This window comes from Rathayibacter sp. AY1C4, assembly GCF_002932195.1.
Classification (GTDB): domain Bacteria; phylum Actinomycetota; class Actinomycetes; order Actinomycetales; family Microbacteriaceae; genus Rathayibacter.
This window is the reverse complement of the sequence record NZ_PSWE01000001.1, coordinates 128,674-154,071: the sequence shown is the minus strand read 5'-3', so window position 1 is coordinate 154,071 and position 25,398 is coordinate 128,674. Positions and strand designations below refer to the sequence as shown.

Genomic DNA, 25,398 nt, shown 5'->3' with positions numbered 1-25,398 from the left:
TTGCCGAAGCGCTCTCCTTGCATCGAAATTGTCGGCGCTCCTCAGCGGGAATGCCATCATCGGACACGCCGCCTCACCGGAACAGTAGGTGAACGCCAGCCGCGCCGTGCTCTGAACGGATCCGAACCGGTGTCGAGAATCCGAGATGTCGCGTCACTCGATCAATAGGTCAAGGGCGCTCCTGGCAACATCGATGAACTTCGATCGATAGAGCTCCAGTGGGTCACCGGGTTGTTCGGATACGCCCAGGGCAACCACGGAATAGACGGCACCGTCGCTCCCCACGGCAACCAGCGTGACGGCCACGACGCCTGGCGAGCTTCCGATCTTCTCCGAGAGTGTCACCAACCCGCGTTCTACAAACGGCGAAGAAGACGCGATCTCGGGTGACCGGAGGATCTGCGACATGCAAACCAAACATGTACGGTGCTTTGTTTCTAGGCGCGAAAATTGGCGCGACGACCGACGGCGCGAACGACGATATACAACCGTGCATGTATGTTTGGTTCATGGTCTTCGGAGTGCTCGTCCTCGTGTTCGCTGCTGCTGCCGTCGTCGCAGCCGTCGAATGCGCCGCCCGAGGGCGACTCGGCCCGAACAACCTGGTCGGGATCAGAGCAGCCTCGGTCATGGCTTCCGATGAAGCCTGGCAGCGGGGCCATCAGGCAGCCCGACCCTGCGTGTGGATCGGCGCATTCTTGGCAGTCACGGGGGGCTCGCTCAGCCTCGTGGTCGACCCCACGCACTCGAACGCGTTCGTGCTCGCAGGCCTGTCGGCGTTTCTGATCTTCGTGCTGCTCGGAAGCGCGATCGCCGTGCGCGCGGCACGCCAGGTCCCCCCGCCGGGCGTCGACGACGACCGGCGAGCAGCGCCCCTCCCCTAGCGTCCAGCACGATGCACTCCGGGAGAGCACCATCCCTGTCGATCCGGTGACACCTTGGCTGATCTACGGCACGGGCTCGGTTGCAGCGGAACTCGCGATGCAGGCAAGGCGCCGGGGCATGCCGTTCCTCCTCGCCGGGCGCGACGGCGCGAGTCTCGACATGCTGGCTGACCGGTACGGCGTCGCGAGGATGCAGCTCGACCTCCGGCAGCGTGCGAGCTCCCTGACGCAACACCTCGACGGCGTCAGCGGGGTGATCAACGCAGCCGGACCATAGTCCTCCACCGCGCAGCCGCTCATGGAGGCCAGCGCGGAAGGTTGCGTCTCCTACGCTGACCTGTCGAATGAGGGCCGCACACACGAGTACGCGTGGAAACGGGATGCCCACTGGCGAGAATGCGGCATCGCCGTGGTACCCGGCGCGGGGTTCGGCACGTATCTGGCCGAAGTGCTCGCCGAGCATGCGCTCCGAACGATAGACCAGCCGCAGAAAGTCAGCCTGACGAGCCTCGCGAGTGGCAGGACTTCGAAGTCACCAGGCGTCACAGCTTCGTCGCAGGCAGTTCTCGCTTCAGGAAGCTGGCGCTCCCGGTCCGGGACGCTGGTCGGGATGAGAGTTGGAAGAGCAGGTGAGACCTCTGAGACGAGCTCTCACCTGACACTGCACACCGGCGACCTGTTCGCTCTGCGGAGGACGACGGCGGCGACCGACATCCAGGTGTTCGCCGAGCTCGGGTTGCCTCGCGGCCAGCTCCTCCTGCTACTCCCGCTCCTGCGAGTGCTGTCTTCGCTGCACGGAGTTCGCCCTCTCAGGCTTCCATCACATCGGCGAACGCGGCCTCGGATGCTCACGTCGACCGCGAGCACCATCATCAAGCCTCGTCTCCGAGTCACCGTGGAAGGCAGCGCCGGCGATCGTGCATCGTTCGTTCTGACTGCTGGGTCTGGAACAGCCTTTGCGGCTGCGATCTACCTGGAAGTACCGGCAGCCCTCGCAGCCGAGGCACGGTCCGGGTGCATGACGCCGCTCGAGATCCTGGGATCGAATCCGGCGAGACACCTTCCAGGCGTGCACATATCACCAGACCGATCAGAAGATCCGAAGGGACGAGATGCACCACTTTGATGGGCGGCCTTTAAAGGAGATACTCGGCAAGGAGTCCGGCCGATACTTCGGTTTGGGTCATCGACACATCAGGCATACCGTCAGCCAGGTGGCCGAACACGTCGACGGTGACAGGATCCGACTTTCGGCGGTTAAGCAGGCGATCTATCCGCCCCGCTGGTCGCTGGACGCGGCAGGAGATCCCCGTGAGGTGCATCTCAGTTCTATCGATGCGATCAGCCTGGCGCTGAAGACCATCAGCCTGTTTGAGAACACGAATCGCGGCGCTTGGTGGGAAGGGCCGTTCGATGTCACAGGGTTCTCAGTCGTCGCCGGACGTGTGGCGACGACTGATGTGGGCTCTGTCCCCATCGGCATCACGACCGATCACGGCGGACAGCTCGTCAGCACCAAGTCATTGCGGGCTTGTATCGGCGGACTGAACGTCGACTTGGAGTGCGCCCCGAGCCGAGCCCGACCGGGCGCAGCCGAGGCGGCACCCGGCCTCACCCATGCGGCAGCAGGCGACTCGATCCAGATGTCGTCCCACGTCGATCGCGTGGACCTCGTCGATGGACACCTCGAGACGTCCCATTCCGTCACATCATCCCAGGCAGGGTACTCAGCCGCCCCGCCCCGCCTTGACGCCGTCGATGAACTCGTCATGTTCGGTCAGTTGGCGCAAGTCCTCATCTACGCCGTCAATGACACCAGCCGCTCCGCTGTACCGAACCTCTGGCTCAGGCGCGCCTCCGTCTCTCGGACGCCCGCTCCGTCCGGCGGCCAGGCTCGATTCTCCGCTCGCACGTCCGTGCGCAGGAACGCCGAGGTCGTCATCGGCGGCCGAACCCTCCGCGACGTGAGGTTGGTCTCGACATCCGAGCACGGTGCGAGCGCCAGCGCGGCGTTCGGCTACTCAGCGTGAACCCTCCCGAACGGGGACCAGACGGCAGAGACGCTGAACCATGGGCCGATAGAGTGGCTTTGGGATCAGTCGGAGGTGCGCGTGGCACAACAGGAACGCGGGATCGCCACACGAGAGGCGATTGTTCTCGGTGGGGCGAAGGTGTTTGCGCGCCTGCACTACTCGACCGCTCGCGTCGCCGATATCCTAGAAGCAGCATCCGTCACGCAGGGTGGTTTCTACTTTCATTTCCGCAGGGGCAAGATCGAGGTGGCGGAGGAGATCATCCGCCGCCAGGACCAGGGCTTCATCCTCCTCCGGGATTCGATTCTGGAGTCGGGCGACGACGGCCTCGCTTCACTGCTCACGCTGTCCCGGTCCCTCGCGAGAGCAGTGCAGCACGATCCAACGGCGCAAGCAGGCCTGCGTCTCGTCGCACACGCCTCATCTGAATTCCCCGGCGTTGCGAAGTTGCCGGATCCAGTCTGGCTCAACGCGATAGCGTTGTTTCTCGAACAGGCACGAGCTGAAGGCAATCTTCGCGCCGAGGTCGATATCCCGACTGCCGCTCGAGCCGTCGTCTATATGTTCACCGGCGCGCAGACGAGCTCGTTCGTCTCGAACGGTTGGCGACACCTGGAGGCGAGCCTCGAGGCGACACATTGGTTCTCCATGCAAGCGCTCGCCACGCCGGAGTACCTGGCGACCACGAAGAACGCCCTCTAGTGCTTCGCCCGCAGGCATGCATGCGAAACAGCCGCACCGACATCGCCCTGACGCCTCGCTTGTTGCGGCTTTTCCGGCAGCCAGCCCGTTCGAGCAGGCCGCGCAGGGCGGCAGCTCCGACGCCGACCGCGACGCCGAGGAAGGCTTCGTGGAGACTGAACCCGAAGTCTGTGCCAACCCGACCTCGTATGGCCGCCGGGCACTTCCTGCGCGGCGAGGGGCCACCGAATGACCCCATCGAGGCCTCAGATCCGCGGAATCACGCGGGCATGTTCGGAGCGACACGTTGTGCTGGAAACTGCGGCGACACTTACGTGGGAAACCCGCTGATCCAGGGGGCCTGCGGCGACATTTCGCGGGCGCGTTCACAGAGGTGAAGGGCGCCGCTGCCGTCCCCGAGCCCGTCGACGTCCCGCTGGGCGGCGGGTCGATCCGCCTGGGCCAGTTCCTCAAGTTCGCGGGGATCCTCTCGGGCGGCGAGGCCAAGGAGGCGGTCGCCGAGGGGATGGTGACCGTCAACGGCGAGGTGGATCTGCGCCGCGGGCGCCAGCTCGCCGTCGGCGACGTCGTCGGGTTCGATCGGAACCGCTTCCGCGTCTGCGAGTGAGGGCGGCCGCCCCTCGGCGGTGCGATCGGCCGAGACGCCGCGGAACGGATGAGACGCCGCTCAGAGGCGGCCGCGTCGGCGTGTTGAGCGGTGGCTCGGCGCACACTGGCTCCTGGACATCCCGGGACGACAGGAGACGCGCGTGCAGCTCGGCATTCACTTCATGGACTTCACCCTTCCGGGCGGAAGCGCGGGGATCGCGCCGATCCTCGGAGCGACCGCGCGGACGGCCGAGGACGTCGGCTGCGCCTGGTTCACGCTGATGGACCACTACTTCCAGATGGAGCACTTCGCGACGAGCGAGGATCCGATGCTCGAGGGCTACACCTCGCTCGGCTTCGTCGCCGGCCGGACGGAGCGGATGCGGCTGGGGCTCCTCGTCACCGGCGTGACGTACCGCCATCCGGGACTGCTCGCGAAGATCGTCACCACCCTCGACGTGCTCTCCGGCGGGCGCGCGATGCTCGGCATCGGCGCCGCCTGGTACGAGCGCGAGCACCTCGGGCTCGGCGTGCCGTACCCGCCGCTGAAGGAGCGGTTCGAGCGGCTGGAGGAGACGCTGCGGATCTGCCGTCAGATGTGGAGCGACGACGACGGGCCGTTCGAGGGGATGCACTACCGGCTCGCCGAGACGCTGAACCACCCGGCGCCGATCCAGCAGCCCGGCCCGCCCATCCTCATCGGCGGCGGCGGCGAGAGGAAGACGCTGCGGCTGGTCGCGCAGTACGGCGACGCCTGCAACCTGTTCGGCACCGGCGCGGACGACGTGGCGCACAAGCTCGACGTGCTGAAGCGGCACTGCGACGACCTCGGGCGCGACTACGCGACGATCACGAAGACCATCACCGGGGGCGGCGATCCGATCGGCGACCCCGACGGCTTCGTCCGCGCGATGGAGGAGTACGCGGCGCTGGGGATCGACCACGTGCAGCTGGCGCCGGCCGGGCCGGATCCGGAGGGGTACGTCGCCCGGCTGGGCGAGGGCGTGATCGAGCGGGTGGCGGCTCTCGGCTGAGGGCTCCGGGACGCACGGCACTCCGACCGGTTCGGGTGCCGCGGGCGTCACCGCTGATCCGCTCCGCCGGCCGGGTCCGCCGTCACCGGCGCGAGGACTCCAGTGGCGGCCATGTCCCGGGTCGGGGGGCGCCGTCGGCGGATCCTGCCCCCCGCCAGGGTCGCGGCGTAGACGCGGGCGAGGAGCGCGACCTACGGTTCGAGCCTCCCACCTCGGGTTGTTGAGCTCACGCTGACGTGGGCAGATCGCTGGCCTCATGCCGCACGTGTCCTCTCGCACCTCGCTCCGCCGTCATCGGCAGAACCGCAGAAGAGGGGCGATCGGGACGGGTGTCGTCCTCGCCGTCGTGGGCGCCGCGCTCTTCGCCGGCGTCTCGGCGCAGGCGGCCACGGCTCCGGACCTCGGCACGGCGGAGGACTACTCGGTCCTGGCCGCGTCGACCGTGACGAACACGGGGTCGAGCGTCCTCGACCAGAACGTCGGGGTCAGCCCGCTGACCGCCGTCACCGGGTTCCCGCCCGGGCGGACGGACGGAGTGATCCATCGCGGAGACGCGGAGGCGGCGCAGGCCCAGGCCGACGTGGGCACCGCCTACGGACAGCTCGCCTCGCGGGCGACGACCGCGCAGATCGGCGCCGAGATCGGCGGCAGCACGCTGAAGCCCGGGGTCTACACCGCGGCCGGACCGGTCGGAGTGACGGGGACGCTCACGCTCGACGCCGAGGGCGTCCACGAGGCGGTCTTCGTGATCCGCGCCGCGTCGACGCTGACGATGGCGTCGTCGAGCACGGTGGCCCTGATCAACGGAGCGCAGGCCTGCAACGTCTACTGGCAGATCGGCAGCTCCGCGACTCTCGGCACCGACTCGGACTTCGTGGGCTCCGTGCTCGCCTCGGTCTCGATCACGGTGACGACGGGCGTCTCCGTCGAGGGCCGCGCACTGGCCCGCACGGGAGCGGTCACGCTCGATTCCAACGACTTCACCGAGCCGGGCTGCGAGCCCACCGACGGCGGATCGTCGCCGACGGCGACTCCGACCATCACGCCGACCGTGACGCCGACGGTCACGCCGACCGTGACGCCGACGGTCACGCCGACCGTGACCCCGACGGTCACGCCGACCGTGACGCCGACCGTGACGCCGACCGTGACCCCGACGGTCACGCCGACCGTGACGCCGACCGTGACCCCGACGGTCACGCCGACCGTGACGCCCACGGTCACGCCGACGGTGACCCCGACCATCACTCCGACCGTGGCCCCGACGGTGACCCCCACCGTCACGCCGACGGTGACCCCCACCGTCACGCCGACAGTCACTCCGACTGTGACGCCGACGGTCACGCCCACTATCACCCCGACCGTCACGCCGACCGTGACTCCCACCGTCACCCCGACGGTGACTCCCACCGTCACCCCGACGGTGACTCCCACCGTCCTGCCGACCGTGACGCCGACTGTGACGCCGACGGTGACTCCCACCGTCACTCCGACGGTGACTCCGACGGTCACGCCCACCGTCAGTCCGACGGTGACTCCGACGGCGACTCCCGCGATCACGCCCACCGTGGCTCCGACGGTCACGCCGACGACCACGCCGACGGCGACTCCCACCACCACGCCGACGGTGACGCCCACCACCACGCCGACCGCGACGCCCACGGCCTCGCCCACTCCGACCGCGACCACAGCGCCGCGACCGGCGCCCTCCCACGCCGCGGTCGTTCCCGTGTCCGGGTCGAACGGTCCCCGCGGTCCGGCTCTCGCCTCGACCGGAGTGGACGCCGCAGCGACGGCGACCGCCGGAGTGCTGGGCCTGCTCGCCCTGGTCGGCGGCGGTCTGATGCTCACCCTCCGACGCCGCAGTGAGCGCACCGGCAGCTGATCCCGGCTGATCACCGGCAGCTGATCACCGCCAGGCCGTGCGCCGGACTCCCGAGGGGTCCGGCGCACGTCTGCGTCCACGATCGCGCTCCGCCCGTCTCTCCGGTGTCCTCGCCGCTGTGCGCAGGCCCGCTCGTGGCTCGAGACGCCGCTCCGAGAGTCGGGGCACCGCTGAGCAGGCGGCGTCTCGGATGCGGGGCGGTGTCTGGCAGGGAGGCGGGTGCGCGTCCGGGTGAGCACGCACTGCTCGTGACACGGGTGTATCCCGGTGCCGTCGGGCCCGCTCGTGCGTCGAGACGCCGCTCCGATCGCCGGGACATCGCGGTAGGGGCAGTGTCTCGGGGCGGAAGGCGGCATGCGAGGAGTGCGCGACCGTTCTGCTCGGAACGCGCGCGTCCGCTCGATGCCGGGGTCCGCTCCGCCCGGCCGTCAGACCCCGGCCAGCTCGGCTCGGAGGGGCGGGTCCGCGCCGATGCGGGAGGCGGTGACTCCCGCCGCCCGGGCCGCCCACCGGCCCGCCGCGAGGAGGGCGTCCTCGTCGAGAGCGGTGGTCCCGCTGTCGAGGAGGGCGTCGATCAGCCCGGCCATCGCCGTGTCGCCCGCGCCGATGGTGTCCGCGACGGTGATGCGGGAGGCGGGGACGACGACCCGGGCCCGGCGGGACGCGAGGACCATCCCCTCGCCGCCGCGCGTGACGACCGCCAGCGAAGGGCCGGCGGCCAGGAGGCGGTCGAGGACGGCGTCGACGGAGTCGCCGGGGTGGAGCCACTCGGCGTCCTCGTCGCTCAGCTTCACCAGATCGCAGCGCCGGAGGAGCCGCTCGAGGACGCGGTGGACCTCGGCGCGCGGAGGGAGCACCTCAGGCCGGATGTTGGGGTCGAGGCTGACGGAGGTCCCGGGCGGCAGACGGTCGAGCAGGTCCGCGACCGCGTCGGCGCCGGGGTGCAGGAAGGCGGCGATCGACCCGGTGTGGAGGTGCGCGGCTCCGTCGGGATCGATGCGGTCCGGGTCCCAGCTGAGGTCGAACTCGTACCGGGCCGACCCGTCGGCGCCGATGACCGCCGCCGCGGTCGACGTGGTGCCGCGCGCGGGCGCCGACACCGCGATTCCGGACTCCTCCAGGTGCGCCCGGGCCCGGCGTCCGCGCTCGTCGTCGCCCAGGGCGGTGGCGAAGCGGACGGAGCGGCCGAGCCGGGAGAGCGCGACGGCGACGGTCGCGGGCGAGCCGCCGACGTGCTCCGACCGGCTCCCGTCCCGCTCGACGACGTCGACGACGGTCTCGCCGACGACGAGGACGCGAGAGCCGGAGTCCGAGCCGGGGCCGCTGCCGGAGCCCGCGCCGGGCCCGCTCACTCCGCCGCCGCGCGGACCTGCAGCGTCGTGAACGGCGCCGACGGGAAGACGAGCTGGGTGAGGGTGCTGAGACCCCCGCCGAGGAACACCTCGACCACCGAGGCGTCGACGACGATGCGGACCGGGATCCGCCCCGACTTGTCCGGCCCGGGCAGCGGAGCCCAGTCGACCGAGGGGAAGGACGCCGCGAAGTCCACCGCGCCGCTGCGCGTGCGGTCGCAGGTCAGCACTCCCTCGTCGCCGTCGACCGTGAGCACCACTTCGTCGTCGGTCGTGCCGGTGAGCAGGCGCAGCTCGGTGCGGTCGCCGGGGAGGCGGGACACGTCGACGTCGAAGACGCGGACGTCGCGGGACGCGGGCCCTGTCGGGAGGACCGCCCGCTGCGCGAGGCGGAGACGGCCGTCGGCCCCGCGGACGAGGTCGAGCTCGCGCACGAGCGACATGGACGAGCGCCACGGGCCGGTGGGCGTCTCGTTCGCGTAGTCCCAGTTGCTGGCCCACGCGATCGTGAGGCGGCGGCCCTCGGGAGCGTCGTTGAAGGAGACGGCCGCGTAGTAGTCCCGGCCGTAGTCGAGCCAGTCGTAGTCGGCGGGGTCCTCGGACGCGCTGATCCGGTCGGCGGTGAACTCGGCTCCGTCGAAGTCGCCGAGGAAGTACTGGCTGCCGGAGCCGCCGGCGATGCCGCCCGGGTTGAGGCTCACGATCATCATCCAGCGGACCTCGTCGGTGCCGCGCACGCGCAGCGGGAGGAGGTCCGGGCACTCCCAGACGCCGCCCGTGGCATGGGCGGGGCCGAAGTGGGAGCGCCGGGTCCACGCGATCAGGTCGGGCGAGGTGTAGACCGCGACGCGGCGGTCGACCGCCTCGACGGCGACCATCACCCAGTGGCCGTCGTCCCCGCCGAACCAGAAGACCTTCGGATCGCGGAACTCCGCGGAGCCGATGTCGAGGACGGGGTTGCCCGCGTACCGGGTCCAGGTGGCGCCGTCGTCGACGCTGTAGGCCAGTGCCTGGGCCTGCGAGGCCCCGGTGCCGTCCGGGAGGGCGTCGCGGGCGGCCGTGTAGACCGCGACGAGGGCCGTCTCGCCGGGGCCGGCGAAGCCCGCCGTGTTGCGGACGTCGGCGACGGCGCTGCCGGAGAAGGCCATCTCGCCGTCGAGGACGGGGATCGCGACGGGCTGCTCGCTCCACGACACCAGATCGGTCGAGGTCGCGTGGCCCCAGGACATGTTGCCCCAGGTGCTGCCGGTCGGGTTGTTCTGGAAGAACAGGTGGTAGGTGCCGTTGTGGAAGAGGAGCCCGTTCGGGTCGTTCAGCCAGGTGGATCGGGCGGTGAAGTGGGCGGACGGACGCCAGGCGTCGGTCGTCGTGGTGATGGTCACAAGGGCTCCTGAGGAGAGGGGTTCGGTGCGGCCGGACGAGGGGCGCGGGCGGCTGCCGCCCGCGCCCCCGGGGACTACTCGCCGCCGTTCTGGAAGCGGTCGTAGGCCTGCTGGTACGTCGCGGTCACGTCGGAGGCGCCCATCGACTCCAGCTGCGAGACGTAGGAGTCCCACTCGCTGTCGACGGTCCCGTTGACGATCCAGGCGGCGAACTTCTCCTTCACCAGGGTGTTGATGTCGGTCAGCGCGTACGAGACGCGGTCGAGCTCGTCGTTCGAGAGCATCACCGGCGGGTAGGCGTCGTTCGCCTTGTAGGGGAGGTAGTACTCGTTCACCAGGTCCTGGCGCTCCTTCGCGCGCGGCTCGGGGGCCACGACGGTCTCGAAGTCCTTCTCGGTGGTGATCTTCGGGCCGCCCGGGGCGACCTTCTGGCGGCGCTCGCCCTCGGCCTCGCCGGCGGCGGCGGGGATCTGCACGAGGAGGCCGGTGGCCTCGTCCTTCTGGAGGGTCACGCCGAGGGGTCCCCAGCTGCTCTGGGCGCTCATCTCGGGGTCGAAGAGGCGGTCGGCCCAGCGCATCGTGGCGGCGGGGTGCTCGTTGGAGCGGGTGATCGCCATCGCGCCGCGGTTGATCTCCTGGTTGCTGGTGACGCTGGCGCGCTTCTCGCCGTCGACGCCCTCGAGCACGCCGAGGATCGCGTAGTCGCCGAGGCGGTCCTCGCCGACCATCTCCTTCGCCTCCCACCAGAAGAAGGAGCCGAGGACCGGGGTGTCGGCCTTGCCCTTGGAGAGGAAGGCGACGTCGTCCTGCGAGAACGACTCGGGGTCGATGAGCCCGTCGGCGTACCAGTCGGAGAGCGCCTCGACGCCCTGCTTGTAGCCGTCGGTGTCGGCCGTGAACTGCACCTTCCCGTCGACGACGATGCGGTGGTCGTTGTTCTCCGGCTGCCCGCCGAGCGCCGCGATCAGGTCGTGCGGGTTGCCGCAGAACGAGTCGGTGCGGAAGGACAGCGGGATCTCGTCGGCCTTGCCGTTGCCGTTGGGGTCGCCGGTTCTGAAGGCCTCGAGCGCGGCCCGGTACTCCTCGATCGTCGTCGGCATCGGGAGGCCGAGCGCGTCGAGCCAGGCGGTGTTGATGAAGAGGAAGTTCGGGTACTGGAGGATCCCGAGCTCCTCGACCGAGGGCAGCGTGTAGATGTGGCCGTCCGAGGCGGTGAGCGCGGCGCGGATGTCGGGCCGGTCCTCGAGGATCGCGGAGAGGGTCGGCGCGTGCTCCTCGATCAGGTCCTCGAGCGGGAGGAGCGTGCCGTTCTCGCCGTACTGCACGATCTCGGCGTCGGTGAGGCCCGAGTTGAACAGCACGTTCGGCACGTCGTCGCTGGCGAGGAGGAGGTTCTTCTTCTCGGCGTAGACCTGCTCCGGGAGGTTCTTCCAGTCGATCGAGATGTTGGTGTCCTCCTCCCACTGCTGCACGAGCTGCATCGAGGAGTAGTCGGGGGACAGGGCGGACTTGGTGCCGCCGAAGGTCAGCGACAGCGTGTCGTCGACGATCGGCAGGCCGGTCTCGTTGAAGCCGACCTCGCTCGAGCGGTCCTGGACGGGGTCGTTCCCGCCGCCGGTCGTGCAGCCGGCCAGGAGCAGTCCGCCGGAGAGGGCGAGTGCGGTGGTGGTGAAGAAACTGCGGTGTCTCATCGTTCGTGTTCCTCTTGTCGAAAGGGTGGTGCGGGAGGGGTGGAGGGTCAGCTCTTCACGGCGCCGAGAAGGGCGCCCTTGGTGAAGTGCTTCTGCATGAAGGGCAGGACGATCAAGAGGGGGATCGTCGAGACGACGATCATTCCGTACTTGATCAGCTCGCCCAGGCGCTGGGCGGCGGCGTAGGAGTCCATCGCTCCGGAGCCGCCTGCGGAGGTGACCTCGGACTGGATCAGGACGTTGCGCAGCACCAGCTGGAGCGGGTACTTGCTCTCGTCGTCGAGGTAGATCAGGGCGTCGAAGAAGGCGTTCCAGTTGGCCACGAGGTGGATCATGATCATGAGGAAGATCAGCGGCTTCGACAGCGGCAGGACGATGCTGAAGAAGAAGCGGAAGTCGCTCGCGCCGTCCATCTGAGCGGCGTCGCGCAGCTCGCCCGGCACGTTGTTCTCGAAGAAGGCGCGGGCGATGATCAGGTTCCAGACCCCGACCGCGCCGGGCAGGACCACGGCCCAGATCGTGTCCAGCATCCCGAGGTCGCGCACCACCAGGTAGCGGGCGATCAGGCCTCCGTCGATGAACATCGTGAGGATGAAGATCAGGAGGAAGACGGTCCGCCCGTAGAGGTCCTTCCTCGACAGGGCGTAGGCCGCGCAGAGGATCGTGCTGACGCTGATCGCGGTGCCGACGACCGTGTACAGGACCGAGTTGCCGAAGCCCTGCCAGATCGCGCCGTCCGAGAAGATCCGCCCGTAGCCCTCGAGAGTGAAGCCGGCCGGCCACAGCCAGACGTTCCCGTTGAGGATCTGCGACGGCTCGCTGAACGAGGCGATCACGATGAAGTACATCGGGTAGACGATCGCGACGATCGCCAGGAGCAGGACGGCGATCGCGATCGTGTTGAACACGGGGTCCGCGTACCGTCCGGTGCGCTTTCCCGGGGCGGTGCGGCGAGGGGGAGTCGGTGCCGACGGCTCGCGGACGGCGCGGTCGGGGTGGATGGTCTGTGTCATGGCGTCGTCACCAGAGGCTCGATTGGCCCGCACGGCGGGCGACCTGGTTGAAGGTCGCCAGCAGGACGAGGTTGATCAGGGAGTTGAAGAGGCCGATGGCGGCCGAGTAGCTGAACTGCGCCTGCTGCAGCCCCGCCTTGTAGACGTAGGTCTGGATCACCTCGGAGGTCGGGAGGTTGAGGTCGGTCTGCATGAGCAGGACCTTCTCGAATCCGAGGTTGAAGAGATTGCCGATCGCCAGGATGAACAGGATCGTGATCACCGGCAGGATGCCCGGGATGTCGATGTGGCGGATCCGCTGCCACTTGCTCGCTCCGTCGACGCGGGCGGCCTCGTGCAGAGCCGGGTCGATCGCGGTGAGGGCGGCGAGGTAGACGATCATCGAGAACCCGGCGTTCTGCCAGATGTCGGAGCCGATGTAGAGGGGCCGGAACCAGTCCGGCGAGCCCATGAAGAACACCGGCTCTCCCCCGAGGGCGACGATCGCGCTGTTCACGATCCCCGACCGCGGCGAGAAGAGCAGGTGGATCATGCCCACGACCACGACGACCGAGATGAAGGACGGCGAGTAGAGCACCGTCTGCGTGAACTTCTTGAACCGCTCGCTCTGCAGCTGGTTGACGATCAGCGCGAGCACGATCGGCACCGGGAAGGCGATGAGCAGCCCCAGGGCGTTCACCGTCAGGGTGTTCTCGATCAGGCGCCCGAACTGGAACGACGAGACGAAGCGGGTGAAGTTGTCCAGGCCCACCCACGGGCTGCCCGAGAAGCCGAGCGACGGGTTGTAGTCGCGGAAGGCGATCTGGGCGCCGTACATCGGCCAGTACTTGAACAGCGCCACGAAGACGAGCGCCGGGGTCAGTAGTACGTATAACTGCCAGGAGCGCAGGGCGCGCCTCGCAGCGGAGCCGAGGCGCTGCCTCGGGCTCAGGAGGCGCCGTGGCCGGGGGATCCCGGGGGCGGACTTCATCGTCGTCATGCGCGCACCTCTGCACTCGTCACCGATCCGCGGAGGACCGGTGAGCAATGGATGGGATGGGGTCGGGGCTCCTCGCGCGGTTCCGCGAGGAGGAGGGAGACGGCGTCGCGGGCCATGCGCTCGTGGGGGAGCGCGACGGTCGTGAGGCCGGGGTCGAGGTAGGAGGCGAGGGTCTCCTGGTCGTCGAAGCCGACGATGGAGCAGTCCTCGGGCACGCGGAGGCCGCGCGCCTCGAGAGCCCGGTAGGCGCCCCAGGCGGTGCGGTCGTTGCCGCAGAAGATCGCGGTGGGGGGATCGGCCTCGTCGAGGAGCTCCGCGGTGAGCGCGAGGCCGTCCTCGACGGTGCCGCCGGAGCCGTGCCGGACGAGGCGGGGGTCCACGGTGAGGCCCGCCTCCTCGAGGGCGCGGCGGTAGCCCGCCCGCCGTCCGACACCCGCGGGGAGGTCGCTGTCGGCGGGCTGGATGTCGATGTAGGCGATGCGGCGGTGGCCGGCGCCCGTCAGCTGGCGGGTGGCGGTGTACCCGCCCTCCTCCTCGTCCGGGAAGACGCTCGAGAAGCGCCCGCCAGCGGACTGGGCGTTCACGACCACGGTGGGCACGTCGCCCAGCGCCTCCGGCACCTCGACGACGCGGTGGTACATCGAGGCGTAGATGACGCCGAGCACGCGGTACGACAGCATCATGTCGATCGCCGACTCCTCGAGGGCGCGCTCGCCGAAGGTGTCGACGCTGAGGATGATGTGGCCGCTCTCCCAGGCCCGCATCTGCGCGCCCTTCAGCAGGCGGCCGGCGAAGGGGGAGCTGGCGACCTCGTCCGAGACGAAGCCGATCATCCCCGACTGCCCGCTGCGGAGCGACTTCGCGAAGGCGTTGGTGCGGTAGCCGAGATCCTCGACCGCCTCCATCACGCGGGCTCGGGTGGCCTCGGTGACGCGGTTGCCGGGAGCGTTGTTGAGCACGAGGGACACTGTGGCCTGGGAGACGCCGGCGCGCTCCGCGACCTGCCTCATCGTCGCCGTCCGTCCGGCCATGACCCACCTCCTCGTGGTCTCGGTTATTCGTATAACTGGAAAATACACATCCGAGAGCGCGGCGTCAACATATGATTCCGCGAGCCCCGGTCGGCACGTCGCGGGAACGCAGGAGTCGTCGTTCCGGAGCTCGAGTGCGACGACGTCCGCGTTCTCGCGGAGGGCGGCGTCAGCCGGAGGACTCCCGCGGCACGAAGCGGACGGGCATGGCCTGCACGCCCGCGGTCGGACGTCCGTGGATCGCGTTCGAGAGCTCCTCCGCGGCGGCGCGGCCGAGCGTGTCGAGCATCATGTCGATGCTCGAGAGCGGCGGGCGGGCGGCCTCGACGAGGAGGTCCCAGTTGTCGAAGCCGACGACGGCCACGTCCTGCGGAACCCGCCGACCGGTCTCGCGCAGGTGGTCGAGGGTGCCGCGGGCGATCTGGTCGCTCGCGCAGATGATCGCGTCGAGGTCCGGATGCGCGCGCAGCAGCGTCTCGGCGCACTGGCGGCCCCAGCTCTCGGACCACTGCCCGAAGAGGACGCCGCCGCCGACCAGCGGCAGCCCCGCCTCCGTCAGCGCCTGCTCGACGCCCCGGGCGCGGTCGTGGGCGGCGGTGTAGCTCGGCTCGCCGTTGACGAGAGCGATCCTCGTCCGTCCGCGCTCGATCAGGTGGCGGGCGGCGAGGACGCCGGCCTGCACGTTGTCGGGCGTGAAGGAGGAGTCGCGCGGATCCTCCGAGGGCGCATAGGCGTAGACGACCGGCACCGGGATGGTGCGGGTGATCGAAGGGCGCGGGTTCGTCGTCCGGCCGAGCACCACGATCCCGTCGACGCGCTTGGCGAGCAGGTTCTTGATGTGGTGCTGCTCGCGGATCGAGTCGCCGCGGGCGTCGCAGAGGAGCACCGACGTCGATCCGGCGCCGAACGCGTCCTCGGCGCCGAGCAGCACGGGGAGCACGAAGCGGTTGTCGAGATCGTTGGTGAGCATCCCGATGGTGCCCGTGCGCCGGGAGTTGAGGGCCTGCGCGAACGGGTTCGGGGTGAAGGAGAGGGCCTCGGCGGCGTCCAGCACGCGCTGGCGGGTCTCGGCGCGCACCTGGTCGCGGCCGTTGAGCGCCTTGGAGGCGGTGGCGATCGAGACGCCGGCGGCGGCCGCCACGTCGGTGAGCGTGATGGTGCCGGTGGGCTTGCGTGGTGGCACCGCGCCTCCGTTCCGGGCCCGGCGGGCCGCCGCGTCGATCCTCGCACGACTCCGGCGAAAAACCGAAAAGACCGAAAAGGTCGCATCTCTTGACGCGCTGACCGCCCCTGCCTAGGTTTACCCGACAGAAAGTAGTTTCGGCCCGGCGCAGACATTCGGGACGACTGCCGAGGAATCCGTCAACGACGAAGGGATCATCCGTGAAGACGAGGAAGCACGCTCGGGGCCTCGCCGCCGCCGTCCTGCTGGGGACGGCCGCCGCCGCACTGACCGGCTGCGCGAGCGGCTCCGGGGGAGACTCCGGCTCCGCCGCGGGAGGCAGCTACACGTTCTGGGACCCGTACCCCCAGTTCGACGAGTCGTCCGACTGGGCGAAGCTCATCGACTCCTGCGGGACCGAGGCCGGCGTCACCGTCGAGCGCACCGGCTACGACACCACCGACCTGACCAACAAGGCGCTGCTCGCCGGTCAGCAGGGCAACTCGCCCGACCTCCTGCTCGTCGACAACCCCGTGGTCTCGACGCTCGCGGAGTCGGGCATCCTGACCACGACCGCCGAGTCCGGGCTCTCCACCGAGGGGATCGACGCGAACATCCTCGCGGCCGGCCAGACCGGCAGCGACACCTTCGGCGTGCCGATCGGCGCCAACACGCTCGCGCTGTACTACAACAAGGCCGTGCTCGAGAAGGCCGGCGTGGACGCCGCCTCCATCACCGACTGGGCCGGGCTGACCGACGCGCTCGAGAAGGTCACCGCTTCCGGCGGCAAGGGCATCACGTTCTCCGGCATCGGCACGGAGGAGGGGACCTTCCAGTTCCTGCCGTGGTTCTGGGGCTCCGGCGCCGAGCTGACCGACCTCGACTCGCCCGCCGCGGTCGACGCCGTCTCGCTCTGGAGCGACTGGCTGCAGAAGGGCTACGCGCCCAACTCCGTGATCGGCAACACGCAGACCACGAGCTGGCAGGAGTTCGAGACCGGCGAGTACGCGTTCGGCGAGAACGGCACCTGGCAGCTGGCCAACGCGAAGGCCTCGGGCATCGACTACGGCGTCCTGACCATCCCGTCGAAGGACGGCGGAGCGGCCCCCGCACCGACGGGAGGCGAGTTCCTCACCCTCCCGGTGCAGTCGGACACGGCGCGCTACGAGACCTCGAAGAAGATCGCCGAGTGCCTGACCTCGACGGAGAGCCTGGTCACGACCGACAACACGCTCTCGTACATCGCGCCGACGGCCGAGGCGCAGCAGGAGCAGGTCGCCGGCAACGCCGACCTCGAGCCGTGGGTCACCGCCGTGCAGGCCGCGAAGGGCCGCACCTCGGACGACCTCGGCACGAAGTACCCGAAGATCTCGGAGCAGCTGTGGGGCGCGGTGCAGACCGTGCTCAGCGGCTCGCAGTCTCCCGAGGACGCCCTGAAGGCCGCCCAGTCGGCCGCCGAATCCGCCACGAAGTAGGACGACCGGGGGCTCCCGCTCCCCGAACGAGGTCCCCCCGGCCGGTGCTCCGCGCACCGGCCGGGGGGACGGGAGAGACCATGACCACTGCCACCGAGACCGCCCGCCTTCTGCGGCGCGGCACCGAGCCGCCGGCCCCGCCCGCCCCGGCCGCCGAGAGCCGTCGGCGCCGCTGGCGACCCGAAGGCGGCCGCCTGGTCGCGTGGGCGTTCCTCGCCCCGCTCGTCGCCTACCTGCTCGTCTTCTACGCGTTCCCGCTCTACCGCAACCTCGAGCTGAGCCTGAAGGACTACACGGTCCGCTCGTTCGTGCAGGGGAACGCGCCCTTCGTCTGGTTCGACAACTACGTCCAGGTGTTCCAGGACGCGACCTTCGGCCCGGCGCTGCTGCACACGGCGGTCTTCACCGGCGTCTCGCTCCTCTTCCAGTTCACGCTGGGGCTGGCGCTCGCCGTGTTCTTCTACCGCCGCTTCCCGCTCGCGAGCACGCTCCGGGCGCTGTTCCTGGTGCCGTGGCTCCTGCCGCTGATCGTCTCGGCCTCGACCTGGTCGTGGATGCTCAACAGCGACTCCGGCATCGTGAACGCGTTCCTGGAGTCGTTCGGGATCGGCCAGATCAACTGGCTCACCTCGCCGACCACCTCGCTGATCGCGGTCCTGATCGCGAACATCTGGATCGGCATCCCGTTCAATCTGGTGATCCTCTACTCCGGCCTGCAGAACATCTCGCAGGACCTCTACGAGGCGGCCTCGCTCGACGGCGCGACCGGCGCCCAGCAGTTCTGGCGGATCACGCTGCCGCTGCTGCGGCCGGTGTCGGCGATCACGATCCTGCTCGGCCTCGTCTACACGCTGAAAGTGTTCGACATCATCTGGATCATGACGAAGGGCGGCCCCGCCGACTCCTCGACCACGCTCGCCACCTGGACGTACCAGCTCGGCTTCGGCTCGATGCTGCCCGATTTCGGACCGGCCGCGGCCGTCGGCAACCTGCTGATCATCCTGGCCCTCGTCTTCGGTCTCGTGTACATCCGGGTCCAGCGGAAGCAGGCCGACTCGTGACCGCCCGACGCCCCTGGTACCTGACGGTGGTCGGGATCGCCCTCACGGCGGTCATGCTGTTCCCCGTCTACTGGATGATCAACGTCTCCCTCACTCCGACCGGCTCGATGCGGAAGGATCCGCCGGACTGGTTCCCGTTCTCGCCCACGTTCACCGGCTACCAGGCGGTGCTGAGCGAGCAGCTGCCCTACCTGGGCACCAGCCTCGTCGTCGGCCTCGGCACGGTGCTGCTGACCGTGGCGATCGCCGCTCCCGCCGCCTACTCGCTGGCGAAGCTGCGGCCCCGCGGCGGGCAGGCGCTCTCGTTCGTGCTGCTGATCGCGCAGATGATCCCGGCGATCATCATGGCGATGGGCTTCTACGCCATCTACCTCAACCTGGGGCTGCTCAACTCGATCCCGGGCCTGATCGTGGCCGACTCCACCATCGCGGTGCCGTTCGGCGTGCTGATCTTCACGGCCTTCATGTCGGGGATCCCCGACGAGCTCACCCAGGCGGCGCGGATGGACGGAGCGAGCGCCTGGCGCACCTTCACCTCGGTGATCATGCCGATCAGCCGCAACTCCGTCGTCACCGTCTCGCTGTTCGCGTTCCTCTGGGCCTGGTCGGACTTCATCTTCGCCTCGACGCTCGACAGCGGCGGGAAGCTCCAGCCGATCACCCTCGGCATCTACAAGTACATCGGCAACAACAACCAGGAGTGGAACTCGATCATGGCGACCGCCGTGGTCGCCTCGCTCCCGGCCGCCGTCCTCCTCGTCGTCGCCCAGCGGTACGTCTCGGCGGGAGTCACCGCCGGCGCCGTCAAGGACTGACCCGTCCCTCCAAGGAGACACCGTGACCCTCACCGCCCCCACCGCCACCGCCCTCGGCGGCCCGGTCGCCCCCTCGCGGAGCGTGCTCCGGCCGCTGCGCCAGGACGAGATCCGCCTCACCGGCGGCTTCTGGAAGCACTACCAGGACCTCAACTCCTCCGCCGTCATCGAGCACTGCCGCTCGTGGATCGAGCGCGTCGGCTGGGCCGGCAACTTCGACCGCGCTGCCGACGGCTCGATCTCGTCCGCCGAGGGCGGCGACGCGCACGCGGGCATCGAGTTCGTGGACTCCGAGGTCTACAAGCTCCTCGAGGCCATGGCGTGGGAGCTCGGCCGGAGCGACGACGCCGGGCTGCAGGAGCGGTACGACGACCTCGTCTCGCGGGTCGCCTCCGCCCAGGACCCGGACGGGTACCTGCACACGAGCTTCGGCCGGCCCGGCCAGCGTGCGCGCTACTCCGACCTGGAGTGGGGCCACGAGCTGTACAGCTTCGGGCACCTGATCCAGGCCGCCGTGGCGCGGCTGCGCACCGGTCACGACGACCTCCTGCCGCAGGTCGCCCGGCGCCTCGCCGACCACGTGCATCGCGAGTTCGGGCCCGAGGGGAGGGTCGCCGTGTGCGGCCACCCCGAGATCGAGCCGGCGCTCGCCGAGCTGGCGCGGGCGACGGGGGAGGAGCGCTACCTCGAGCTGGCCCGCCTCTTCGTGGAGCGGCGCGGGACGGGGACGCTGAAGCCGATCGCGTTCGGCGCCGAGTACTTCCAGGACGACGTGCCCGTGCGCGACGCGGAGGTGCTGCGCGGCCACGCGGTGCGGGCCCTCTACCTCGCCTCCGGGGCTCTCGATGTCGCGGTCGAGACCGGCGACGCCGAGCTGGAGGAGGCGGTCCGCCGCCAGTGGGAGGCGACCGTCGAGCGGCGCACCTACGTCACGGGCGGGATGGGCTCGCACCACCAGGACGAGGCGTTCGGCGCCGACTACGAGCTGCCGCCGGACCGCGCCTACGCCGAGACCTGCGCGGCGATCGGCTCCACGATGCTCAGCTGGCGGCTCCTGCTCGGCTCGAACGAGCACCGCTACGCGGACCTGATGGAGCGGACGCTGCTGAACGCGGTGCTCCCCGCCACCCGCGACGACGGCCGCGCCTTCTTCTACACGAACACGCTGCAGCAGCGCGTCGACGGAGTGGCGCCGGACGAGTCGCGCGAGACCGACCGCGCGCAGTCCAGCCTCCGCGCGCCGTGGTTCTGGGTCTCGTGCTGCCCGACCAACACCGCCCGCACCCTCGCGAGCGTCGAGCTCGGCTTCGCGACCGCCACCGACGACGGGGTGCAGCTCCACCAGTACGGCGCGTACGAGGTGCGCACCGGAGGCGTCGCGCTGCGCGTCGAGACGGAGTACCCGGCCGACGGCGAGATCGTCGTGCGGATCCTCGAGGACGCGGAGTTCGCGCTGACGCTGCGGGTCCCGCCGTTCGCGCGGGGCTCGGCGCTGCTCGACGGCGAGCCGGTCTCGACGCCGACCGTCACCGTCCGCCGGGCGTTCTCCGCCGGCGACACCGTGCGGCTCTCGCTGCCGATGTCGGCCCGCTTCGTCGCCCCGCACCCCCGGATCGACGCGGTGCGCGGCCAGGTCGCCCTCGAGCGCGGGCCGTTCGTGCTGGCGATCGAGTCGCTCGACCTGCCCGAGGGCCTGGACACCGAGCACATCGCGGTCGACGCGTCGGTGCCGCCCGTCGTGACGGCGGAGGGAGCGCGCGTGTCCCTCGTGGCGCGCGAGGCGGCTCCCGGCTGGCCCTACGGTTCCGTACCTGTGGAGGAGGGGCGCCGCTTCGAGGCGGAGTTCCGGCCGTACCACCGCTGGGCGAACCGCGGACCGTCGACGATGCGGATCTGGACGCCGACGGCCTGACCCAGCGGCGCTCGCGAGAACGCAGAAGTCGTCGCACTCGAGCGCGAGTGCGACGACTCCTGCGGAGTGGCTGCCGTCGCGGCGCCTGCGCTCAGATCCAGCCGCGCTCGCGGGCCTCGATGACCGCGCGCTGGCGGGTGTCGACGTCGAGCTTGCGCAGGATCGACGAGACGTGGTTGCGGACGGTGCCGGAGGAGAGGTGCAGCGCCGCGCCGATCTCGCCGATCGTCTCGCCGCGGGAGCCGGCGCTGAGCACGTCGAGCTCGCGGTCGGTCAGCGGGCTGCGCGTGCTCGCCAGGGCGTCGGCGGCGATCTCCGGATCGACGTAGCGGCGTCCGCTCGCGACCTGGCGGATCACCTCGGCGACGTCCTCGACCCGGCGCGACTTCGGCAGGAAGCCGCTGACGCCCGCTCCGAGCGCTCGCCGCAGGACCCCCGGCCGCGCGTGCCGGGTGACGACCACGACCCGCGTCGCCGAGACCCGGCGCAGCCGCTCCGCCGCCTCGATCCCGTCGAGCCCGGGCATCTCGACGTCGAACAGGCACACGTCGGGCTGCAGGCGCAGCGCCTCCGCGACCGCCTGCTCGCCGTCGCGGCACTCGCCCACGATCTCGAGGTCCTCCTCGAGGCGGAGGAGCGCGGCCAGCGCCGTGCGGATCATGTCCTCGTCGTCGGCGATCAGCACCCGGATCACGAGTCGCTCCCCACCGGCAGGCGCGCGTCCAGCTCGAAGGAGCGGCGGACCGCCCCGGCGCGCAGCGTCCCGCCCGCCCGCTCGACCCGCTCCGCCATGCCGAGGACGCCCGAGCCGGTCCCGTCCGCCTCCTCCGCGTCCGGTGCCAGGTCGTTCACCGCCTCGAACCGCCACTCGTCCCGCTCCCGCGCGAGCCGCAGCCGCGCGCTGGAGCCGCCGCCGTGCTTGAGGATGTTCGTCGTCGTCTCGCGGACCACCGGCCCGAGCGTCTCGGCCGGCGCGTGAGCCGCCGCCGGGTCGACCTCGAGCTCGACGCGGAGCCCGGCCGAGCGGAGCAGGTCGGCGGCGTTGGCCAGCTCGTCGGCGAGCGGGACGCTGCGGAAGCGCGTGGCGAGCTCGCGGGTGCCGGTGCGGGCGCCGTCGACCGAGCGCTGGGCGGCGCGCAGCTGCTCGAGAGCGGCCTCCGGATCGCTGCCGAGGAGGCGCTCGGCGAGCTCGAGCTGCAGCGCGATCACCTGGAGGTGGTGCCCCTGGAGGTCGTGCACGTCGCCGGCGAGCAGCAGGCGCTCCTGCGCGGCGGCGAGTCGGCCCTCGGCGGCGCGCGCCCGGTCGAGCTCGCGGACGATGTCCCACCACCACAGCGCGCTGACGACCGTCAGGGGCAGCAGCGTCGCGAACAGCAGGAGGGTCGAGAGCGCGGCCGACGCGTCCGGCGCCGCGCGCGTCTGCTCGAGCACCGCCGCGACCGCGAGGACGATCGTGCAGAGCACCATCACCCGGAGCCGCACCCCGCTCTGCCAGGGCAGCACGGCGACCAGCGTCGCGGCGAGCGAGAGCCCGAGCGCGAGGCTCCCGGCGGCCGTGCCGGTGAGCGCGGCGGCCGCCACTCCGAGGCAGAAGACCAGGGTCGGCGCGGCCCGGAGGCGCACCGGGCCCTCGCGGTCGGCGCGCCGGTACGCGAGCGCGGTCGGCGAGAACACCGCGACCCAGGCGGCCGCGCCCAGGAAGTAGGCGGCCTTCCGCCACTCCTCGGCCTCGGCGCTCAGCACCGCCACGGACCAGACGGCCAGGACGACCACCACGAAGGAGGCTGCTGACGCGAGGGTGTACCACCAGGTCACGGCGACGCCGCGGCCTGCGCGCACGGGCGGATCCGCCTCGGTCGAGTTCACCATGCGGCCCAGGCTACGACCATGACACTTGTCACCCCTCGGGCCGTCGATCCTCCCGGGAAGCGGTGATCCGGCGGCACTGCCGTGGCGCTCCCGGACACGGTCGGATGGAGGAGTCCCGAGAGCCGGGGCCACGTACCGGAAGGCACGACCATGACGATCATCAGCGACGCGATCCTCGGATTCCAGGACCTGATCGGCCGCGTTCCCGAGCTCGTGCAGCCCCTCGTCGTCGCCGCGGCCGGGGCCGTCCCCTTCATCGAGGGCGAGGGAGCGGCGAGCATCGGGATCATCGGCGGCATCCACCCGGTCGTCGCCGGGCTTGCGGGGGCGATCGGCAACTTCGTCTGTGTGGCGCTGCTCGTGCTGCTGGGCACCGGCGTCCGCTCGGCGATCACGGGCCGCTCGGAGGCGAAGCGGACGACTCCGCGGCGCGAGAAGTTCCAGCGGGCCTTCACCCGCTACGGCGTCCCGGGCGTGAGCCTGCTGGGGCCGCTGCTGCTCCCGACGCACTTCACCGCGGTGATGCTGGCGGGCGCCGGAGTCGGCCGCGGGCGGATCCTGCTCTGGCAGGGCGTCGCGATCGCGCTGTGGACGACGGTGCTGACGGTGATCGTCGGGCTCGCGGTCTCGGGCGCGACGCAGGCGGGCTGAGCGGGCCGGGCACGGTCCTGAAGCGTGCGACCCCGGTCGCGTAGAGGCGTTCGCGCCACCGGTCAGTGCCGGATGCGCCGTCCCGGTCCGCCGTCCGGGTCCGCCGGGCCGGCGGACTGCAGGTGGGTGTGCAGGCGGATGAGGGTGTCGCGCAGCCGGGTCTTGACGGTGCCGAGCGGGATCGACAGCTCCTCCGCGATCTCGGAGTGGCTGTACCCGCGGACGTAGGCGAGGTAGAGGACGTCGTGGTGGATGGCGGCGAGCTGCCGGATCGCGCCGGCCGCGGGCGCCAGGGCCAGCCGGACGTCCGAGCGCTCCCACTCGTGATCGCGCGGCCGGTCGAGGACCGTGTACTGCAGCTCCCGGCGCCGCGCCGACCGGTCCGCCCGGGCGCGGTCCACGGCCCGGCGGTGCGCGACCTGGGCCAGGAAGGCGAGCACGGGACGGCCCGGGTCGAGCGAGCGCGCGGTGCGCCAGAGCTCGAGGTAGACCTCCTGCGCGACCTCCTCGGCTGCGGCGCGGTCGTCGAGCACGGCGTCCGCGACGGAGACGACCCGGCCCGCGGTGAGCGAGTAGAGCTGCCGGAAGGCGGTCCGGTCGCCCGCGCAGACCCGCAGCAGCAGGGCCGCTGACCGCGCAGGGCTGTCCCCGGGCTCACGCCGCTTGCCCGTCATCGTCGACACAGGGCTCAGCCTGGCACCGCGGACGCGCTCCTCCCGGGGTCGTGCCCCGAGAGGTGGCCCCCGTTAGAGGCTCACTTTCACAGGAGTCCGCCGATGCGCGCCGCACGCCCGCCGATGCGCGGCCCCGGTCGCGCACGGGGCCCGTGCGGCGGCGTCGACGGACTGGGCCGCCCGTCAGACGGCGACGCGCGCGTTCGACTGCGCGAGGAGCGCGACCGAGCGCAGGCGGGCCTCCGTCTGCAGCGACGCGTGGGCGACGATGACCTCGTCGGCGTCGGCGGAGCGCGCGAAGTCGGCGGCGTAGTCGGCCACCTGGTCGCCGGTGCCGACACCGGTATAGGTGGTCATGCTCGCGACGTGGGCGCCGATCGGGGCGCTGAGCAGGGCGTCGAGCTCCTCGTCGTCGAAGGTCTGGCCGACGGGGATCTGCCCGCTCTGGCGCAGCAGCATCATCAGGCGGGCGCGCTTCATCTGCGCGAACTGCTCCTGCGCGTCCTCCTCGGTGTCGGCGGCGATGGCGTTCATCCCGGCGATCACGTAGGGGGCGTCGAGCTGTTCGGAGGGGCGGAAGCCGCGGCGGTACTCCGCGACGGCCTGGTGCAGCGCGTCCGGAGCGAAGTGCGAGGCGAACGCGTACGGCAGGCCCAGAGCGGCCGCCAGCTGCGCGCCGAAGAGCGAGGAGCCGAGGATGTAGAGGGGGACGCGGGTGCCGGCACCGGGCGTCGCGCTCACTCCGGGGATGCGGGACTCGCCGGCGAGGAAGGCCTGCAGCTCCAGCACGTCCTGCGGGAAGCGCTCGGAGGAGTCGGGGTCGCGGCGGAGCGCGCGGAAGGTGGCCTGGTCGCTGCCGGGGGCGCGGCCGAGTCCGAGGTCGATCCGGCCCGGGTGCAGCGTCTCGAGGGTGCCGAACTGCTCGGCGATGGTGAGCGGGGAGTGGTTCGGCAGCATGACGCCGCCGGAGCCGAGGCGGATCGTGGAGGTCTGCGAGGCGACGTGCGCGATGAGCACCGAGGTCGCGCTGGAGGCGATGCTCGCCATGTTGTGGTGCTCGGCGTACCAGACGCGGCGGTAGCCGTTCCGCTCGGCCTCCTGGGCCAGGGCGACGGAGGCGGCGAAGCTGTCGCGAGCGGTCTCACCGGGGGCGATGGGGGCGAGGTCGAGGATGGAGAGGGGAACGCTCATGGTGAGGGCAACGC

At 70.8% G+C, this 25,398-nt stretch carries 24 protein-coding genes; 12 read left to right on the top strand and 12 right to left on the bottom strand.

All coding sequences use genetic code 11. The annotated features are described in order from the left end of the window. Positions 1-153: 153 nt before the first annotated feature. A complete protein-coding gene (locus C5C99_RS16695) occupies positions 154-408 on the bottom strand; it encodes a hypothetical protein (RefSeq protein ID WP_104335406.1) in 255 nt (84 codons plus the stop codon). Positions 409-494: 86 nt separating this feature from the next. Here C5C99_RS16695 and C5C99_RS00665 point away from each other — a divergent pair, with 86 nt between their 5' ends. The 7 genes from C5C99_RS00665 (at position 495) to C5C99_RS17395 (ending at position 7,126) form a co-directional block, all read left to right on the top strand. Further along, complete coding sequence (locus C5C99_RS00665; RefSeq protein WP_181074516.1) at positions 495-884, top strand: SdpI family protein; 390 nt, start codon at positions 495-497, stop codon at positions 882-884. 118 nt (positions 885-1,002) lie between these two features. After that, a complete protein-coding gene (locus tag C5C99_RS00660) occupies positions 1,003-1,161 on the top strand; it encodes a hypothetical protein (protein ID WP_181068330.1) in 159 nt (52 codons plus the stop codon). 937 nt (positions 1,162-2,098) lie between these two features. Then, on the top strand, positions 2,099-2,914 hold the full coding sequence (locus tag C5C99_RS00655; RefSeq protein WP_374953716.1) for a hypothetical protein: 816 nt from the start codon (positions 2,099-2,101) through the stop codon (positions 2,912-2,914). Positions 2,915-2,995: 81 nt separating this feature from the next. Beyond that, a complete protein-coding gene (locus C5C99_RS00650; protein WP_104339439.1) occupies positions 2,996-3,619 on the top strand; it encodes a TetR family transcriptional regulator in 624 nt (207 codons plus the stop codon). 373 nt (positions 3,620-3,992) lie between these two features. Next, positions 3,993-4,226, top strand: coding sequence for an RNA-binding S4 domain-containing protein (locus C5C99_RS00645; protein WP_104222694.1), 234 nt, complete (start codon positions 3,993-3,995; stop codon positions 4,224-4,226). Between the two features lie 142 nt (positions 4,227-4,368). Next, entirely contained in the window at positions 4,369-5,241 is an 873-nt protein-coding gene (locus tag C5C99_RS00640) for an LLM class F420-dependent oxidoreductase (RefSeq protein WP_181074515.1), read from the top strand. A gap of 265 nt (positions 5,242-5,506) precedes the next feature. Then, entirely contained in the window at positions 5,507-7,126 is a 1,620-nt protein-coding gene (locus tag C5C99_RS17395) for an ice-binding family protein (RefSeq protein ID WP_258063576.1), read from the top strand. 428 nt (positions 7,127-7,554) lie between these two features. Here the strand turns inward: C5C99_RS17395 and C5C99_RS00630 are convergent, their stop codons facing one another. The 7 genes from C5C99_RS00630 to C5C99_RS00600 all read right to left on the bottom strand — a co-directional run bounded on the left by C5C99_RS00630 (position 7,555) and on the right by C5C99_RS00600 (position 15,757). After that, the gene (locus C5C99_RS00630) at positions 7,555-8,478 is read right to left on the bottom strand and encodes a carbohydrate kinase family protein (protein WP_104339437.1); all 924 of its coding nucleotides are present in this window, start codon (positions 8,476-8,478) and stop codon (positions 7,555-7,557) included. Further along, positions 8,475-9,860 carry a glycoside hydrolase family 32 protein gene (locus tag C5C99_RS00625; RefSeq protein WP_104339436.1) on the bottom strand — a complete coding sequence of 462 codons (1,386 nt, stop codon included), beginning with the start codon at positions 9,858-9,860 and terminating at the stop codon, positions 8,475-8,477. The genes C5C99_RS00630 and C5C99_RS00625 overlap by 4 nt, the downstream gene beginning before the upstream one ends. A gap of 74 nt (positions 9,861-9,934) precedes the next feature. Further along, the gene (locus C5C99_RS00620) at positions 9,935-11,551 is read right to left on the bottom strand and encodes an ABC transporter substrate-binding protein (protein ID WP_104339435.1); all 1,617 of its coding nucleotides are present in this window, start codon (positions 11,549-11,551) and stop codon (positions 9,935-9,937) included. A 47-nt stretch (positions 11,552-11,598) separates the two neighbouring features. Next, a complete protein-coding gene (locus tag C5C99_RS00615; RefSeq protein WP_104339434.1) occupies positions 11,599-12,564 on the bottom strand; it encodes a carbohydrate ABC transporter permease in 966 nt (321 codons plus the stop codon). A gap of 7 nt (positions 12,565-12,571) precedes the next feature. Then, positions 12,572-13,543 carry a sugar ABC transporter permease gene (locus tag C5C99_RS00610; protein ID WP_244229528.1) on the bottom strand — a complete coding sequence of 324 codons (972 nt, stop codon included), beginning with the start codon at positions 13,541-13,543 and terminating at the stop codon, positions 12,572-12,574. After that, positions 13,540-14,574, bottom strand: coding sequence for a LacI family DNA-binding transcriptional regulator (locus C5C99_RS00605; RefSeq protein ID WP_104282809.1), 1,035 nt, complete (start codon positions 14,572-14,574; stop codon positions 13,540-13,542). Before C5C99_RS00605 ends, C5C99_RS00610 begins: the two co-directional genes overlap by 4 nt. 169 nt (positions 14,575-14,743) lie before the next feature. After that, positions 14,744-15,757, bottom strand: a complete 1,014-nt coding sequence (locus tag C5C99_RS00600) for a LacI family DNA-binding transcriptional regulator (protein ID WP_104237753.1) — start codon at positions 15,755-15,757, stop codon at positions 14,744-14,746. A 200-nt stretch (positions 15,758-15,957) separates the two neighbouring features. Between C5C99_RS00600 and C5C99_RS00595 the strand changes: the two genes are divergently transcribed. The 4 genes from C5C99_RS00595 (at position 15,958) to C5C99_RS00580 (ending at position 20,999) form a co-directional block, all read left to right on the top strand. Beyond that, positions 15,958-17,211, top strand: coding sequence for an extracellular solute-binding protein (locus C5C99_RS00595; RefSeq protein ID WP_104339433.1), 1,254 nt, complete (start codon positions 15,958-15,960; stop codon positions 17,209-17,211). 80 nt (positions 17,212-17,291) lie between these two features. Continuing rightward, positions 17,292-18,272, top strand: a complete 981-nt coding sequence (locus C5C99_RS00590; RefSeq protein WP_104225802.1) for a carbohydrate ABC transporter permease — start codon at positions 17,292-17,294, stop codon at positions 18,270-18,272. After that, entirely contained in the window at positions 18,269-19,087 is an 819-nt protein-coding gene (locus tag C5C99_RS00585; protein WP_104222699.1) for a carbohydrate ABC transporter permease, read from the top strand. Before C5C99_RS00590 ends, C5C99_RS00585 begins: the two co-directional genes overlap by 4 nt. Before the next feature lie 22 nt (positions 19,088-19,109). Beyond that, positions 19,110-20,999: a glycoside hydrolase family 127 protein gene (locus tag C5C99_RS00580; protein ID WP_104339432.1), complete on the top strand. Its 1,890-nt coding sequence runs from the start codon at positions 19,110-19,112 to the stop codon at positions 20,997-20,999. A gap of 91 nt (positions 21,000-21,090) precedes the next feature. Here the strand turns inward: C5C99_RS00580 and C5C99_RS00575 are convergent, their stop codons facing one another. Further along, the gene (locus tag C5C99_RS00575; protein ID WP_104222701.1) at positions 21,091-21,693 is read right to left on the bottom strand and encodes a response regulator transcription factor; all 603 of its coding nucleotides are present in this window, start codon (positions 21,691-21,693) and stop codon (positions 21,091-21,093) included. Further along, entirely contained in the window at positions 21,690-22,868 is a 1,179-nt protein-coding gene (locus C5C99_RS00570; protein ID WP_104262567.1) for a sensor histidine kinase, read from the bottom strand. The genes C5C99_RS00575 and C5C99_RS00570 overlap by 4 nt, the downstream gene beginning before the upstream one ends. A 150-nt stretch (positions 22,869-23,018) precedes the next feature. Here C5C99_RS00570 and C5C99_RS00565 point away from each other — a divergent pair, with 150 nt between their 5' ends. Further along, positions 23,019-23,519 (top strand): small multidrug efflux protein, encoded by a 501-nt coding sequence (locus tag C5C99_RS00565; RefSeq protein ID WP_104225805.1) that lies wholly within the window; start codon positions 23,019-23,021, stop codon positions 23,517-23,519. A gap of 62 nt (positions 23,520-23,581) precedes the next feature. Here C5C99_RS00565 and C5C99_RS00560 read toward each other — a convergent pair whose 3' ends face one another. Together C5C99_RS00560 and C5C99_RS00555 are read right to left on the bottom strand one after the other, a co-directional pair. After that, a complete protein-coding gene (locus C5C99_RS00560) occupies positions 23,582-24,193 on the bottom strand; it encodes a sigma-70 family RNA polymerase sigma factor (protein ID WP_244229683.1) in 612 nt (203 codons plus the stop codon). A 183-nt stretch (positions 24,194-24,376) separates the two neighbouring features. Then, a complete protein-coding gene (locus C5C99_RS00555; protein WP_104339431.1) occupies positions 24,377-25,384 on the bottom strand; it encodes an LLM class flavin-dependent oxidoreductase in 1,008 nt (335 codons plus the stop codon). Between the last annotated feature and the right edge of the window lie 14 nt (positions 25,385-25,398).